This is a genomic window from Kocuria sp. APC 4018 (genome assembly GCF_030407675.1).
Classification (GTDB): Bacteria; Actinomycetota; Actinomycetes; order Actinomycetales; family Micrococcaceae; genus Kocuria; species Kocuria rhizophila.
The window spans coordinates 16,518-31,510 of the sequence record NZ_JASDCY010000017.1 but is presented as its reverse complement, the minus strand read 5'-3'; the positions used below and the strand labels follow the sequence as shown (position 1 = coordinate 31,510).

General features: G+C 70.9%; 15 protein-coding genes. 8 read left to right on the top strand and 7 right to left on the bottom strand.

All coding sequences use genetic code 11. The features are described 5' to 3' along the window. Nucleotides 1–392: 392 nt before the first annotated feature. Both QL985_RS05010 and QL985_RS05005 read left to right on the top strand, forming a co-directional pair. Nucleotides 393–1,289, top strand: coding sequence for a heme o synthase (locus QL985_RS05010; RefSeq protein ID WP_047978267.1), 897 nt, complete (start codon nt 393–395; stop codon nt 1,287–1,289). Between the two features lie 113 nt (nt 1,290–1,402). Beyond that, nucleotides 1,403–2,320 carry a dihydrodipicolinate synthase family protein gene (locus QL985_RS05005; RefSeq protein ID WP_039101197.1) on the top strand — a complete coding sequence of 306 codons (918 nt, stop codon included), beginning with the start codon at nt 1,403–1,405 and terminating at the stop codon, nt 2,318–2,320. Between the two features lie 169 nt (nt 2,321–2,489). Here QL985_RS05005 and QL985_RS05000 read toward each other — a convergent pair whose 3' ends face one another. From QL985_RS05000 to QL985_RS04990, 3 genes are all read right to left on the bottom strand, one after another. Beyond that, on the bottom strand, nt 2,490–3,512 hold the full coding sequence (locus tag QL985_RS05000; protein WP_047978249.1) for a COX15/CtaA family protein: 1,023 nt from the start codon (nt 3,510–3,512) through the stop codon (nt 2,490–2,492). Between the two features lie 92 nt (nt 3,513–3,604). Further along, entirely contained in the window at nt 3,605–4,402 is a 798-nt protein-coding gene (locus tag QL985_RS04995; RefSeq protein WP_047978248.1) for an ABC transporter permease, read from the bottom strand. Beyond that, entirely contained in the window at nt 4,399–5,397 is a 999-nt protein-coding gene (locus QL985_RS04990; protein WP_059281215.1) for an ABC transporter ATP-binding protein, read from the bottom strand. The genes QL985_RS04995 and QL985_RS04990 overlap by 4 nt, the downstream gene beginning before the upstream one ends. 236 nt (nt 5,398–5,633) lie before the next feature. Here QL985_RS04990 and QL985_RS04985 point away from each other — a divergent pair, with 236 nt between their 5' ends. The 6 genes from QL985_RS04985 (at nt 5,634) to QL985_RS04960 (ending at nt 11,931) form a co-directional block, all read left to right on the top strand. Then, on the top strand, nt 5,634–6,398 hold the full coding sequence (locus QL985_RS04985) for a winged helix-turn-helix transcriptional regulator (RefSeq protein WP_059281216.1): 765 nt from the start codon (nt 5,634–5,636) through the stop codon (nt 6,396–6,398). Continuing rightward, a complete protein-coding gene (gene sufB, locus QL985_RS04980; RefSeq protein WP_039101192.1) occupies nt 6,395–7,870 on the top strand; it encodes a Fe-S cluster assembly protein SufB in 1,476 nt (491 codons plus the stop codon). Before QL985_RS04985 ends, sufB begins: the two co-directional genes overlap by 4 nt. Before the next feature lies 1 nt (nt 7,871). Continuing rightward, entirely contained in the window at nt 7,872–9,173 is a 1,302-nt protein-coding gene (sufD, locus tag QL985_RS04975) for a Fe-S cluster assembly protein SufD (protein WP_259905935.1), read from the top strand. A 91-nt stretch (nt 9,174–9,264) separates the two neighbouring features. After that, the gene (gene sufC / locus QL985_RS04970; protein ID WP_047978246.1) at nt 9,265–10,029 is read left to right on the top strand and encodes a Fe-S cluster assembly ATPase SufC; all 765 of its coding nucleotides are present in this window, start codon (nt 9,265–9,267) and stop codon (nt 10,027–10,029) included. Between the two features lie 32 nt (nt 10,030–10,061). Then, nucleotides 10,062–10,421, top strand: a complete 360-nt coding sequence (locus tag QL985_RS04965; protein ID WP_019309181.1) for a metal-sulfur cluster assembly factor — start codon at nt 10,062–10,064, stop codon at nt 10,419–10,421. 268 nt (nt 10,422–10,689) lie between these two features. Continuing rightward, nucleotides 10,690–11,931 (top strand): alpha-hydroxy acid oxidase, encoded by a 1,242-nt coding sequence (locus QL985_RS04960; protein WP_259905933.1) that lies wholly within the window; start codon nt 10,690–10,692, stop codon nt 11,929–11,931. 12 nt (nt 11,932–11,943) lie between these two features. On the opposite strand, the gene QL985_RS04955 is transcribed toward QL985_RS04960, so the two are convergent. The 4 genes from QL985_RS04955 to QL985_RS04940 form a co-directional block, all read right to left on the bottom strand. Further along, nucleotides 11,944–12,852, bottom strand: a complete 909-nt coding sequence (locus tag QL985_RS04955) for a neutral zinc metallopeptidase (RefSeq protein WP_259905931.1) — start codon at nt 12,850–12,852, stop codon at nt 11,944–11,946. A gap of 69 nt (nt 12,853–12,921) precedes the next feature. Further along, entirely contained in the window at nt 12,922–13,545 is a 624-nt protein-coding gene (locus QL985_RS04950; protein WP_019309184.1) for an energy-coupling factor transporter transmembrane protein EcfT, read from the bottom strand. 46 nt (nt 13,546–13,591) lie between these two features. Then, the gene (locus tag QL985_RS04945; protein ID WP_082141988.1) at nt 13,592–14,335 is read right to left on the bottom strand and encodes an energy-coupling factor ABC transporter ATP-binding protein; all 744 of its coding nucleotides are present in this window, start codon (nt 14,333–14,335) and stop codon (nt 13,592–13,594) included. Beyond that, nucleotides 14,336–14,968, bottom strand: coding sequence for a biotin transporter BioY (locus tag QL985_RS04940; protein ID WP_047978244.1), 633 nt, complete (start codon nt 14,966–14,968; stop codon nt 14,336–14,338). Nucleotides 14,969–14,993 lie beyond the last annotated feature (25 nt).

The following is a 14,993-nucleotide window of genomic DNA, read 5'->3' as shown; positions in this document are numbered from 1 at the left end:
GGGATGTGCGATGCGAACCGCCGCCCGACCGGCCGCAAGGCCTCCGGGTGCCGCGGAACGCGAGTTCCGCGCTCAACCTTAGTCCCGAGAGGCCGTGCCCGTCAGGGACGTACGCTGTGAGCGCGAACGGCTACCGGGCACCGGGTCGGGCGCCATCCGGGTGTCAATCCCGGCGGCTATACTGTTGACCGGGTGTCCCCGCGCGCAGTGCCGCGCCGGGCACCGCAGGACTCCCGCCCGTGCGGGCCGCACACGTTCTTTGGAGCATCGATTCCGTGAATCACCTCGATACCGCGACGCACCCGGATTCCTCGGGATCCCCCGCGACGCAAGGACACGGAGTGACCGGGACCCGCATCGGGGAGGTCGCCCCGGTGGGGTACCAGGGCCCGATGACCGCGCGCCGCAAGCTCAAGGCGTACGTGGCGCTCACCAAGCCCCGGATCATCGAGCTGCTCCTCGTGGCCACCGTGCCCACCATGTTCTTCGCGCAGCAGGGCGTGCCCGACTTCTGGCTCGTGCTCAACACGCTGGTCGGAGGCACCCTCGCGGCGGGCGCCGCGGGAGCCTTCAACTGCTACATCGACCGCAACGAGGACCGTCTCATGCGGCGCACGGCCAAGCGCCCCCTGGTCACCGGGGAGGTCAGCGACCGTGAAGCCCTGGTGTTCGCGTGGCTGCTGTCCGCGGTGGCCGTGGCCTGGCTGACCCTCGGGGTGAGCGTGCTGTGCGGTGTGCTGGGCGTGGTGGCCATCGCCCTCTACGCCGTCTTCTACTCGATCATCCTCAAGCGCCGCACCGCGCAGAACATCGTGTGGGGCGGGATCGCCGGGTGCATGCCCGTGCTGATCGGCTGGGCCGCGGTGCGCGGCACGCTCGAGTGGCCCGCGTTCGTGCTCTTCGCGTTCATCTTCCTGTGGACCCCGCCGCACTACTGGCCACTGTCCATGAAGTACGCGGAGGACTACTCGCGCGCGGGGGTTCCCATGCTCGGCGCGGTGGACTCCGCGCGGACCGTGGGTGCGCAGGTGGTGCTGTACGCGTGGGCCACCGTGATCTGCTCGCTGCTGCTGATCCCCGTGGGCGGTGCGGGCTGGGTCTACGGGATCATCGCGCTGCTCTCCGGCGCGTGGTTCACCTACCACTGCCACAAGCTCTACGGTCTGGCCCGGGCCGGGCGGCCCACGCTCAAGCAGGCCATGTACGTCTTCCACGGCTCGATCGCCTACATCACGTTCGTGTTCGTGGGCGTGGCCCTGGATCCGTTCCTCGGCGGTCCCATTCTCTGACCGGCGTGTCCGGTCCGTCCCATCCTGGGCATCCCGTCCACCGGCCGTCTCGCCGTGCCCGGGGACGACGCCGCTCGGCCGGCTCGGTCGCGGTGCTCGCCTAAACTGGGCCCATGCTCTCGATGGACTTCTCCGGTGTGATCGCCTACCCCGTGACTCCGCTGCATCCCGGCGGAGCCCTGGACCTTGACTCCTTGGAGAGCAGCATCGCCCGGCTGGCACGCAGCGGTGTGGACGGGATCGTGGTGCTCGGCACCTCGGGACTGTTCGCCTACCTCGACGCCGCCGAGCGGTCCGAGGTGGTGCGCACCGCCGTCCGCGCGGCCTCCGGCTCGGGAACCCCCGTGGGAGTCGGCATCTCGGCCATCACCACGCGTGAGGTCCTCCAGCACGCCTACGCCGCGGAGAACAACGGCGCGGACGGGCTCGTGCTGAGCCCCGTGAGCTACATCCCGCTGGTGTCGCAGGAGATCGCGGACCAGGTGGAGACGGTGTCCTCGGCGGTGTCGCTGCCCGTGTGCCTCTACAACAACCCCTCCACCACCGGGTTCACGTACCCGGTGGAGCTCGCGGCGGAGCTGTCCTGGCTGGACACCGTGGTGGCGTTCAAGGACACGGCGAGCTCCGGGCGGCTGTTCCACTCACGCCAGCTGCTGTTCGCCCAGCAGGCGGAACCCGGCACGGTCCACGGTGTGAGCCGGGACCAGCTGATCGTGGAGGAGTACCCACCGGCGGCGTGGCACAGCGGGATGGCCGCCCTGCTGGCTCCGGAGTTCGTGGAGTTCCACCGAGCGGTGAGAGAGGGCCGCGCGGAGGATGCGGCGGCCTGGAGCTCCGCGCTGCGCCCCCTCATGCAGCTCATGGGGCACGAACGTCCCCTGTCCGTGCTGTACGCCCTCGCGGAGGTCTGCGGCGTGCGCACGAGCGCACCGCGGCGTCCGCTGCTGCCCATTCCCTCGAGCGGCAAACGCGCACTCGCGGACGCCGTGGCACAGCTGCGCGGCCGGCCCGCGGCGCCGTCGGATGCCTGAGCGACTGCGCCACGGGGACGTCGTCGGGGGCGTGAGCACCCGCGTGGTCGCGAGCCTCGGAACCAGCTGCGCCGGGCGGTGTCGGGAGCCCCTGCACCAGCGGCACAGGACGGAAAAACGTCTGCCCCCGGGATGACCGGGGGCAGACGGCGTACGGGGAGGCGCGGGGTCAGCGCACCGGCTGTGCGGGCGCGGAGGCGGGTGAAGCCTCGCCCAGGTCCACGGGCGCCGCGTGCTCGTGGTGGTCGTCCGCGAGGTAGAAGCTGATGGAGACCACGCGGGTGGCCGCCCAGATCAGCACTGCCGAGAGCACCATGTGCAGGGACACGGCGGCCTCCGGAACGCCGTTGAAGTACTGGTAGTAGCCCACGGCGCCCTGGGCCATGATCACCAGGATCATGATGGCGTACGCGTTGCGCAGCACACGGGGCAGGGACTTCACCGTGGTCACCACGATGCCCGTCACGGCCGTGAGGGTGAGCAGGTAGACGGGGACCGCGTGGGCGCGGGCGATGACCACGGAGTCGAAGGCCAGCCGCGCGCTGTCCTGGTCCCCGGCGTGGGGGCCGGTGCCGGTCACCAGGGTGCCGAGGTAGAGCACCACGGCCGCGATAACGCCCGTGGCGACCGCGAGGCCGCGCACCAGGGTGGTGTGGCCGTGCAGCTGGCCGGGGCGCTGGTCGTGGGCCACTCGCGAGAGGCCCTCGCGCCGGGTGTTGAGCACCAGCAGCGTGGACAGCGCGATCATGATGGCTGAGAGGAAGTAGTGCGCACCCACGAGCAGCGGGTGCAGCTCCAGGTGCACCAGCACGCCGCCCACCACGGCCTGAACGGGGATCCCGAGCAGCAGGAGCAGCGCCAGCCGGAACAGCTTGGGGTGCTCCTCGCGCAGCTTCAGCACGGACAGGAACGTCAGGACCGCCACCACGGTGAGTACGAACGTGAGCAGGCGGTTGCCGAACTCGATGATCCCGTGCACACCCATCTCCGCCGTGTTCGTCCAGGAGTCGGGCGTACAGCGGGGCCACGTGGGGCACCCCAGGCCGGAACCGGTCAGCCGGACGAGACCGCCCGTGAAGATCAGCAGCGCGTTGGCCACCAGGGACGCCACCGCGAGGAAGCGCACCCAGGGGGTCACGGTGCTGGGCCACCAGAACGAATCGACGGCGGTGCGGGGAGCGGTGTCAGACATGGCGGGGCATCCAGGGGCAGAGGGGACGGGTCCCCCTCAGTGTAGCGATCCCGCCGTGGGAGCATCCTGGACGGGACCGCGCGCTCAGGGGGTCAGACCCACTTGAACCACCGCGCGGTGGCCGCCCAGCTCGCCACCGCCCATGCGGCGAGGACCAGCAGGGGAGCGGCACTCACCCGGCCGTGCAGGAAGCACTCCCGCAGCACCTCACCCGCGGCCGAGGAGGGCAGCCAGGACACGATCCCGGCGAGCCAGCCGGGCAGCGCGGACGCGGGGAAGAGCACACCACCGCCCGCGGCGAGCGCCACCCACACCACGTTGAGCACCGCCAGGGTGGCCTCGGCGCGCAGGGTTCCGGCGATCAGCAGGCCCAGCCCGGTGAACGCCACGGCGACCAGCACGAGCAGGGGGAGGGAGCCGAGCACGGAGGCCACGGTGGGGTGCCAGCCCAGCCAGAGGGCCACGGCCGCCACGATCACGTACTGCACGGCGAGCACGGCCAGCACGGCGAGCAGCTTGCCCGCGATCAGACCGGAGCGTCCCAGGGGAGTGGTCGAGAGCTGGCGCAGCACCCCGTAGCGGCGGTCGAAGCCGGTCTGGATGCCCTGCCCCGAGAAGGCGCTGGAGAGCACGCACAGCACCAGGATGCCGGGCACGGCCACGTCCGCACGGGAGGCCCCGTCCACGCGGTAGGGGTCCAGCAGGTCGGTCATGGTCAGGGCCACGAGTGCCATGACGGGCAGGATCACGAGCAGCAGCAGCTGCTCCCCGTTGCGCAGCATCGTGGTGGCCTCGAAGCGCGCCTGGGACACCACGCGCCGGGGCAGGGACGCGGCACGACGCCGCCCGTCCGGGTGGGGTGCCGAGGTGACGGCGTCTGCGGGGGTCACCGGGCATCCCTCCCGGCCACGTCCAGGAACACGTCTTCGAGGGAACGGGGTTGCACGCTCAGCGCCTCCGGCAGGGTGTCGTTGCGGGTGGCCCACGCGGTCAGCTCACGGACGCGGGTGGCGTCGAGCGGGCCGGTGAGGGTGACGGTGCGGTCCTTGACGACCCAGCGGACGTCGTCGTAGTCGGGGCGGCGCCAGGGCGGGTCCGCGCGCAGCACGGGACGCTGCTCCGGCGTGACGGTGATGGTCATGACCAGGGACGAGTCCCGGCCGGTGCGCACGAGGTCGGCCACGGTGCCCTGGGCGGCCACCGTGCCGTGGTCCACGATGTACACGTAGTCGGCGAGCCGGGCGGCGTCGTCCATGAGGTGCGTGGTGAGGATGATGCAGGTTCCCTGGTCCCGCAGGCGCTGGACCACGTCGAACACGAGCTGGCGCGAGCGCGGGTCCAGCCCGGCGGACGGCTCGTCCAGGAACAGCACGTCCGGGCGGCCCACGAGCGCCGCCGCGAGCGCCACGCGCTGGCGCTGGCCGCCGGAGAGCCGACGGACGGGCGTGTGGAGGAAGGACCGGATGCCGAGGCGCTCCACCAGCTCGGTCACGGGGACCGGGTCCGCGTAGAGGTTGCTGAGGTGGCGCAGCAGCTCTGCGGGTCGCACGGCCTGCGGGAGCCCGCCGTCCTGGAGCATGACGCCCACGCGGGCGCGCAGCTCCGGGGAGGCCCGCCAGGGGTCCTGGCCGAGCAGGCGGACCGTGCCCGAGGTGGGCTGCTGGAGGCCCTGGGCGCACTGCAGCGTGGTGGTCTTGCCCGCGCCGTTGGCCCCGAGCAGGGCCGTGACGCGCCCGGCGTGGGCCGCCATGCTGAGACCGCGGACCGCGCGGACGGGCTCACCGCGCCCGGGGAACGTCTTGACCAGGTCGCTGATGTGCAGGGCCGCGGTCCCCGGATCGGGGGCGGCAGCGGGGACTGAGGAAAATTCTGGGGGCGTCTGCACCCGGACAGTCTAGGACGGCCCGTGCCGTGACGCCCGGTGGGGGACTCCCGCCCGCGCCTCCGTGGGCGCCTCCCCGGGGCGTGCTCCGGGCGTTTGTCGGGGAATGGATTACCGCATACCCTCGTTATGTATTGCGTGCCTCACCGGTGAACCCAGTTCCCGTGGGGCCCGGGCCGCACGGAGCTGCACCGGCTCGGCCACCTCCCCGACTCGCCGCGAAGGATGTTGCACCCAGCATGAGTTCACCGGCCACGGACCGCACGAGCGCGGTGCGCACGGACCAGGATGACACCACCCGCTCGCGGGTGCTCTCGCTGGTGCTCGCCCACGGGCCCATCTCCGCCGCGCAGATCGCCAAGGACCTCGGCCTCACGCCCGCCGCCGTCCGGCGTCACCTGGACGCCCTGGAGTCCGAGCAGTTCGTGGAGGTTTCCATGGTGCGCAGCACCGCCTCGGGAGCTGGTCGGCCGGCGCGTCGCTACGTGGTGGCACCGGGCGGGCACGAGCAGCTGGCGCAGGACTACCGGGGGCTTGCCAGCCGTGCGCTGGCCACCATGGCCCGGGTGGGTGGTGAGGATCTCGTGCACGGGTTCGTGACCGAGGAGGTCGAGCGGTGGCGTGAGCGCTACCGGCCCAGCGTGGAGGCCGCGGGTCCGGACGTGGAGGACCGCCTCAACGCGCTGACCGCCGCCATGAGCCACGACGGCTTCGTGGCGTCCCACACCACGGTCACCCCCCGTGGTCCCAAGGGCGTGACTCTGCGCTCCGCCCAGCTGTGCCAGGGCCACTGCCCCATCCAGGACATCGCGAACGAGTACCCCGAGTTCTGCGAGCAGGAGACCGCCATGATCGCCGAGCTGCTGGACGTCGACGTCCGCAGGCTCTCCACCATGGCCGCGGGCGCCCACGTCTGCACCACACACGTCCCGCTGCAGCTGCGCGCGGCGGGTTCCAAGAACTCCACCAACCACACAACCGCACGACAGGGAGGGTTGTCATGACCGAGCGCATCGAACCCGCGGACACCGCGGGCACCATGACAGGCGACACCACGATTTCCGAGATCCTGGAGATGAACCCGGAGCTCGAGGGGATCGGCCAGTACCAGTACGGCTGGGCCGACAAGAACGACGCCGGCGCCTCGGCGCGCCGCGGCGTGAACGAAGAGGTGGTCCGGGACATCTCGGCCAAGAAGAGCGAGCCGGACTGGATGACGCAGCTGCGTCTGAAGGGCCTGAAGTTCTTCGACCGCAAGCCCATGCCCACGTGGGGCGCGGACCTGTCGGGCATCGACTTCGACAACATCAAGTACTTCGTGCGCTCCACGGAGCAGCAGGCGGGCTCCTGGGAGGAGCTGCCCGAGGACATCCGCAACACGTACGAGAAGCTCGGCATCCCCGAGGCTGAGCGCAACCGCCTGGTGGCCGGTGTGGCCGCGCAGTACGAGTCCGAGGTGGTCTACCACCAGATCCGCGAGGACCTCGAGGCCCAGGGCGTGATCTTCATGGACACGGACACCGCCCTGAAGGAGCACCCCGAGTTCTTCGAGGAGTACTTCGGCACCGTGATCCCCGTGGGCGACAACAAGTTCGCCGCGCTGAACACGGCCGTGTGGTCCGGCGGCTCGTTCGTGTACGTCCCCAAGGGTGTGCACGTGGACATCCCGCTGCAGGCGTACTTCCGCATCAACACCGAGAACATGGGCCAGTTCGAGCGCACGCTGATCATCGCGGACGAGGACTCCTACGTCCACTACATCGAGGGCTGCACCGCGCCGATCTACAAGACCGACTCGCTGCACTCCGCCGTGGTGGAGATCATCTGCAAGAAGAACGCCCGGGTGCGCTACACGACCATCCAGAACTGGTCCAACAACGTGTACAACCTGGTGACCAAGCGCGCCATCGCCCACGAGGGCGCCACCATGGAGTGGGTGGACGGCAACATCGGCTCCAAGGTCACCCAGAAGTACCCCGCGGTCTACATGACCGGCGAGCACGCGCGCGGTGAGACCCTGTCCATCGCCTTCGCGGGCGAGGGCCAGCACCAGGACACCGGGTCCAAGATGGTGCACATCGCCCCGAACACGTCCTCGTCGATCGTGTCGAAGTCGGTGGCCCGCAACGGCGGCCGCTCCGCCTACCGCGGCCTCGTGCAGGTGCGCGAGGGCGCCACGCACTCCAAGTCCAACGTGGTGTGCGACGCCCTGCTGGTGGACACGATCTCCCGCTCGGACACGTACCCCTACGTGGACATCCGCGAGGACGACGTCACCATGGGCCACGAGGCCACTGTTTCCCGCGTGTCCGAGGAGCAGCTGTTCTACCTCATGCAGCGCGGCATGCCCGAGGAGGAGGCCATGGCCATGATCGTGCGCGGCTTCGTGGAGCCGATCGCGCGTGAGCTGCCCATGGAGTACGCGCTCGAGCTCAACCGTCTCATCGAACTGCAAATGGAAGGATCCGTTGGCTGATATGTCCACCACTGATCAGACCGCCCGTGCCGCACAGGACGCCGACGAGCAGGTGAACGGAGTGCCCACCGGCGAGGACCGCGTCGCCATCCCGGGCATGAGCCAGGAGGGCGAGACCCTGCAGGAGGGCCGCAATCAGGCCGGTGAGCCCGAGATCCGCCACACCCAGCACGGGGACATCTCCGGCGTGCCGGACTCCTCCCGCGCGGGCCGCACCACGTCCTACGACGTGGCCGACTTCCCGCCGCTGAGCAGCAAGCTCGAGCACTGGCGCTTCACGCCCATCAAGCGGCTGCGCGGGCTCGACGACGCCGCCCTGCAGGGCCCCGCGCCCGCCGTCTCCGTCTCGGGGGACGACGCCGTGCAGATCACCTCCGTGGGCCGCGACGACTCCCGCGTGGGCTCGGCCGGCATCCCGGAGGACCGGGTCTCGGCGAACGCGTGGTCCTCGTTCCGCGAGGCCACCGTGATCTCCGTGCCGCGCGACGCCCAGGTGGCGGAGCCCGTGATCGTGACGCTCACCGGTGAGTCCGAGGAACCCGCGGCCCAGCACATCGTGGTGGACGCCGGGGCGAACTCCAAGGCGCTCGTGGTGCTGCGCCACGTGGGCACCGCCGTGCTGGCCCAGAACATCGAGTTCTCGGTGGCGGACGGCGCCAACCTCACCGTGGTCTCGCTGCAGGAGTGGACGGACGACTCCGTGCACGCGTCCTCGCAGCAGGCCAAGCTGGGCCGCGACGCCACGTTCAAGCATGTGCTCGTGAGCCTGGGCGGTGACCTGGTGCGCGTCACCCCGTCCACCCGCTTCACCGCTCCCGGCGGCGACGTGGAGATGTACGGCCTCACGTTCGTGGACGACGGCCAGCACCTGGAGTCCCGGCTGTTCGTGGACCACTCCGTGCCGCGCTGCCGGTCGCGCGTGAACTACAAGTCCGCGCTGCAGGGTGAGAACGCCCACGGCGTGTGGGTGGGCGACGTCCTGATCCGCGCCGAGGCCGAGGGCACGGACACCTACGAGCTCAACCGCAACCTGATCCTCAACGACGGTCCGCGCATGGACTCCGTGCCGAACCTGGAGATCGAGACCGGCCTGATCGCCGGTGCAGGTCACGCCTCCACCACGGGGCAGCTGGACGACGAGCACCTCTACTACCTGATGTCCCGCGGCATCCCGGAGGACCAGGCACGCCGCCTGGTGGTCCGCGGATTCCTGTTCGAGATCATCCAGCAGGTGGGCGTGGAGGCCCTCGAGGAGCAGCTGCGCGCGTCCCTGGAGGACGAGCTCGCCCGCACCGAGAGCTGAGACCCCGGCCCAGCGCCGTCGTCAGACCCGAGAATTCCGCACCGCGCCCGAGAGCGGGCCGGTGCCCACGAGACCCAAGGAGAAACACCGCATGTCAACTCTGGAGATCAAGGACCTCCACGCGTCCGTCATCCTGGACGACGAGAGCACCAAGCCCATCCTCAAGGGCGTGAATCTGACCATCAACTCCGGTGAGGTGCACGCGATCATGGGCCCCAACGGCTCGGGCAAGTCCACGCTGGCGTCCACGATCGCCGGCCACCCCAAGTACCAGGTGGACTCCGGCTCCGTGACCCTGGACGGGCAGGACGTGCTGGAGATGTCCGTGGACGAGCGCGCCCGCGCCGGCCTCTTCCTGGCCATGCAGTACCCGGTGGAGATCCCCGGCGTGACCACCTCCAACTTCCTGCGCTCCGCGAAGACCGCGATCGACGGCGAGGCACCCTCCCTGCGCACGTGGACCAAGGACGTCCGCACCGCCATGGACAAGCTGAAGATCGACAACGACATGCTCCTGCGCAACGTCAACGAGGGCTTCTCCGGCGGCGAGAAGAAGCGCCACGAGATCCTGCAGCTGGAGATCCTCAAGCCGAAGATCGCCCTGCTGGACGAGACGGACTCCGGCCTGGACGTGGACGCGCTGAAGATCGTGTCCGAGGGTGTGAACCGCGCCCTGTCCGAGGACAACACGGGCATCATGCTGATCACGCACTACACGCGCATCCTGCGCTACATCAAGCCGCAGTTCGTGCACGTGTTCTCCGACGGCCGCGTGGTGGACCAGGGCGGTCCGGAGCTCGCGGAGCAGCTGGAGAACGAGGGCTACGACCGCTACGTTCAGGCCGCTGCCAAGTAGGCACCGGCGCACCACTTCCTGAGGAGGTCGCCATGAGCGAATCCACCGGCACCGCCGCGGCGGAGACCACCGGGCCCAACGGCCAGGCCTCGGTCGAGGAGATCACGGACCTGCTGAAGAACGTGATCGACCCCGAGCTGGGCGTGAACATCGTGGACCTGGGCCTGCTCTACGGCCTGGAGTACCAGGACGATGCCTCCCTGCGCCTGGACATGACGCTCACCACGGCGGCGTGCCCGCTGCAGGACGTCATCGAGGAGCAGGTCTCCCAGAACCTCTCGCCCGCCGTGGACGAGTGGCACGTGAACTGGATCTGGATGCCCCCGTGGGGTCCGGAGCGGATCACGGAGGACGGCCGGGACCAGATGAGGGCCCTGGGCTTCAACATCTGATCCCACCGGGTCCGCCACGCGCGGGCCACGGTGGGCACCGTTCTGGAGACGGGGCACGGGAAGGGCACGATCCACAGGGATCGTGCCCTTCCTGCCGTTCGCCGAGGGGACAGACGCCCCCTGCAGACGCCGGAGCGTGCGGCGGCGTCCGTGCGCACCGGACGTGACGGCACGCGGGCCGACCGTGGGGGCGGACGCGGGGGCCCTGCGGAACCTGGTCTGGGTGCCCTGGTAGTTTCGAGCGAGAATCCGCGACCGGGAGGACCCCATGGAACGCCATCTGCCGCAACTGTCCGAACTCACACCGCTCATGAAGTTCGGCTCCTTCAATCCGGACCGGCGCGCCGCGAGGCTCGCGAAGGCCGCGGACGTGGAGGCGCTGCGGCGGATCGCGCGGCGTCGTACGCCCCGCCCGGCCTTCGACTACGTGGACGGCGCGGCCGGGCAGGAGATCACCCACCGGCGCAACCGGGAGGCGTTCGAGTCCGTGGAGCTGCTGCCGCGGATCCTGCACGGCACGGACACCGCGGACCTGAGCACGGAGATCGCGGGTGCCCGCAGCGCTCTGCCGTTCGGGATCGCCCCCACGGGATTCACCCGCTTCATGCACTCGGAGGGCGAGATCGGGGGAGTGCGCGCCGCTCGGCGCGCCGGCATCCCGTTCTCCCTGTCCACCATGGGCACCCGCTCCATCGAGGAGGTCCGGGACGCCGCTCCGGACGCCCAGAGATGGTTTCAGCTCTACCTCTGGCGTGAGCACGCGGCGTCGCTGGACCTGCTGCGGCGCGCCAAGGCCGCGGGCATGACCACGCTGCTGGTCACGGTGGACACGCCCGTGCCCGGTCAGCGGCTGCGGGACACCCGCAACGGCATGACCATCCCGCCCAGGATCACGCCGAAGACCGTTCTGGACGCCTCCTACCGCCCGGAGTGGTGGTTCAACTTCCTGACCACGGACTCGCTGAAGTTCGCCTCGCTCTCGGACACCTCCGGTGCCCTGGCGGAGCTGATCTCCACGATGTTCGACCCCGGACTGAACCTGGAGCACCTCGCGTGGATCCGGGAGAACTGGGACGGGCAGCTGTTCGTCAAGGGCATCCTCACGCGCGAGGATGCCCGGCGCGCCCTGAGCATTGGCGCGGACGGGCTGGTGGTCTCCAACCACGGCGGGCGTCAGCTGGACCGCGCACCGGTCTCCCTCACCGCGCTGCCGGAGATCCGCGACGAGGTGGGTCCGGACGTTCCCCTGGTCCTGGACTCCGGGGTGATGTCCGGCGCGGACGTGGTGACGGCCCTGTGCGCGGGCGCGGACTTCGTGCTGATCGGCCGCGCGTACCTCTACGGCCTCATGGCCGGGGGAGAGCAGGGGGTGTCACGGGTCATCGAGCTGCTCGAGGAGCAGATCCGCACCACCATGCTGCTCATGGGCGCCGGATCGGTGGCGGAGCTGGGCCCGCACGCCATGCGGGCTCCGTGGCTGCCGCGCGCGGAGGATGCGCGACGCCACTGACTGCCGCGGGCGTCAGGCCAGGGCGTCCGGGTGGTCCAGGTCCTCGGCGGAGAACGTGCTGCACGCGCGGATGTCGCCGGTCTGGTAGCCGCTCAGGAACCAGGCCTGGCGCTGGGCGGACGTCCCGTGCGTGAAGGACTCCGGGTTGGCCCGTCCCTGGGCGGCCTGCTGGATCCTGTCGTCGCCGATCGCGCCGGCCGCCTCGATCGCGTCCGAGAGCTGGGCGCGCGTGATGGGCTGCAGCTGCACGGCTCCGCCCGGCTCCACGGCGTGGTGGGCCCACAGCCCGCCGTAGCAGTCCGCCTGCAGCTCGGTCCTCACGGCCGCGGACGTCGCACCGTGGGGATCGCGCTGGGCACGCCCCAGGGTCCCCTGCAGGTTCTGCACGTGGTGCCCCACCTCGTGGGCCATCACGTACTCCTGGGCCAGGGCGTCCGCGTCCGCACCGAAGTCCGTGCGCAGCTGCTCGAAGAACCCGGTGTCCAGGTACACGGTCTGGTCCGGCGGGCAGTAGAACGGACCCGTGGCGGAGGACGCCTGCCCGCAGGACGTGCCCGCCGAGCCCGCGAAGAGCATGACCTCGGGCAGCACGTACCGCTCACCCGTGGCCTGCGGGTAGTACTCGCCCCAGAACTGGTCCAGGGACTGCACGGTGGCCACCATGCGGCACTGGGGGTCGGAGTTCGCGTCCGCTCCGGTGCGGCAGCGATCCTCCAGCCCGGAGTCGACCTGCTGCGTCCCTGTGGTCTGCGCCTGGGTGCCGCCCGTCACGGCGTCGATCCCGTCCTGGCCGAAGAACAGTCCCGCGAGCAGCAGCAGGACGACGCCGCCCAGCCCGCCTCCCACGGCGATGCCGCGTCCGCCACCACCGCCGGTGCGGACCCGTCCGGCGTCCAGCTGTGAGTTGTCGTTGAAGCTCATGAGCGCATCATAGGTCCACGCTGACGGTCCTGGGCCCCCGGGTGCCTCGGTGTCACTCGTGTCTGCGCGTCACTCCAGTCCGCGCGCCACGAGGGCCTCGCCCGTGCGGTGGGCGTAGTCCACGGTGGCGATCACCGCCGGGGTGACCAGCTGAACGGGGCGGGGGCGCACGGTGCGCGCCGCGGCGGCGTCCCGCAGGGAGGAGAGCACGCCGAAGAGCCAGGGGACGGAGCGGATCATGAGGGAGACCGCCAGCCCGATGCGCTCGGGGTCGACGCCCACGCGGCGCAGCGGGGAGCACAGCCGGACCAGCCCGTCGATGAGCCGGGGCAGCTCCGTGGTGGTCAGCAGCAGGCGGGTCAGGGTCACGACCGCCAGCAGGGACAGCACCACGTCCGCTGCCCGGGCGGGACCGGTGACCAGCACGTGGTAGACGGTCAGGAGCAGCACCAGGAACCGCAGGGGGCGCAGGGAGGCCACCCAGCGGCGCACCCCCAGACCGGTCGTGGCGGAGATCAGGGCGGTGAGGGCCAGCGCGGTCAGGGACACCGGCCACGAGCGCAGCAGCATCACGGCGAGGCAGGAACCCAGCACCAGGGCGGCCTTGAGCCCCAGGGGACAGCGGTGCAGCCACGAGGTGCCGGGAACGTAGGTGCCCAGCAGGTCGTCGCGGCGGGCGGCGGTCCCGCTCACCGGGCGCGGTCCACGGACAGCACGGCACCTCGGCCGGGACAGGGGCTCACGCGGCTTCCCCCGGGAATCCCGTCTCGCACCACGCGCGGTAGCGGGGGATGACCTCCTCCGGCGGGCCCTGGGCGATGATGCCCGCACCGTGGACCACCGCCACGTGCTGGGCGGTGGACGCCAGCTCCAGGTCGTGAGTGCTGATGAGCTGCTGCTGGGGCAGTCCGTCCAGCAGCTCCCGCAGCCGCAGCCGGTTGCGCAGGTCCAGCAGGGTGGTGGGCTCGTCCAGGACCAGCACGCGGGGGTCCACGGCGAGCACCGCGGCCAGGGCCACGAGCTGGCGCTCACCGCCCGAGAGGTCGAACACCGAGTGGTGCGCGCGGTCCGCCAGGCCCACGCGCCGCAGCCACTGCACGGCCTGCTCCTCGCGTTCCGTACGGTCGCGGACGCGGCGGCGCAGGGACAGCTCGATGTCCTCCACGGGGGTGGGCATGAGGATCTGTGACGCGGGGTCCGTGAAGACGAACCCCACCCGGGACCGGGCGTCCTTGGGGGAGGCCACCGGGTCCACGCCGTGCGTGCGCACCGCACCCGAGGACGGCGTCACCAGCGCGTTGAACAGGCGCAGCAGGGTGGACTTGCCGGAGCCGTTGAGCCCGATCACGGCGGTGCGCCGCGCGGTGAACTCGCACGTGACCCGGTCCAGGACGGTCACGGGACCGCGGGGTCCCTCCATGGTGACGGTCACGTCCGCGCAGGACAGGGACTCGTGCTGCGCGGAGCGTGGCTCACCGTCCACTCAGAGAACCGCCCCGGCCATGCGGGGGAACGCGCGGTGCACGGCCACGGCGATCAGCGCGGCCACGACCACCTTGAGCACGTCACCGGGGACGTACGCGAGGTCCGCGACCACGGCGGCCTGCAGCGCGAGCCCACCGTTGACCATCATGCCCACGATGCCCATCACGTGGGAGAGCACCAGGCCCGCGAGACCGGCGAGGAACAGCTTCAGGCCGAGGGCGCTGCGGCGGTCGGGGTCCACGGCGGAGGATCCCTCGCGGCGGGTCACGCGTTCCACGCGCACGAAGTAGTGGGACATCCAGCCCACGAGGCCCGCCACGAACGGGAAGGACAGCAGGTAGCCCGCGGACGGGCCGGCCAGCACCGCGGGACCACCCGTGAACCCGGCGAACACCGGGACGCCCAGCAGACCGACCACCACGTACAGGGCGAGGGCCAGGAAGCCGCGCCAGCCGCCCAGGACCATGCCGGTGAGGAACACCGCGAGCGTCTGCAACGTGATGGGCACTCCCAGAGGACCCACGGGGATCGCGGGGACCAGGGCGAGCACGCACGTCAGCGCGGCGAACACGGCGATGTTTGCGAGGTCGAAGGAGGTCACGGTGCGGGGGGCGCGGGCGGCTTCTGTCATGGGCTGCAGTCTAGTTGCTGGTCCC

Coding starts and splice junctions, on each gene's coding strand:
- QL985_RS05010 (WP_047978267.1), top strand. CDS start 393: ATGACCGCGCGCCGCAAGCTCAAGGCGTACGTGGCGCTCACCAAGCCC.
- QL985_RS05005 (WP_039101197.1), top strand. CDS start 1,403: ATGCTCTCGATGGACTTCTCCGGTGTGATCGCCTACCCCGTGACTCCG.
- QL985_RS05000 (WP_047978249.1), bottom strand. CDS start 3,512: ATGTCTGACACCGCTCCCCGCACCGCCGTCGATTCGTTCTGGTGGCCC.
- QL985_RS04985 (WP_059281216.1), top strand. CDS start 5,634: ATGAGTTCACCGGCCACGGACCGCACGAGCGCGGTGCGCACGGACCAG.
- sufB (WP_039101192.1), top strand. CDS start 6,395: ATGACCGAGCGCATCGAACCCGCGGACACCGCGGGCACCATGACAGGC.
- sufD (WP_259905935.1), top strand. CDS start 7,872: ATGTCCACCACTGATCAGACCGCCCGTGCCGCACAGGACGCCGACGAG.
- sufC (WP_047978246.1), top strand. CDS start 9,265: ATGTCAACTCTGGAGATCAAGGACCTCCACGCGTCCGTCATCCTGGAC.
- QL985_RS04965 (WP_019309181.1), top strand. CDS start 10,062: ATGAGCGAATCCACCGGCACCGCCGCGGCGGAGACCACCGGGCCCAAC.
- QL985_RS04960 (WP_259905933.1), top strand. CDS start 10,690: ATGGAACGCCATCTGCCGCAACTGTCCGAACTCACACCGCTCATGAAG.
- QL985_RS04955 (WP_259905931.1), bottom strand. CDS start 12,852: ATGAGCTTCAACGACAACTCACAGCTGGACGCCGGACGGGTCCGCACC.
- QL985_RS04940 (WP_047978244.1), bottom strand. CDS start 14,968: ATGACAGAAGCCGCCCGCGCCCCCCGCACCGTGACCTCCTTCGACCTC.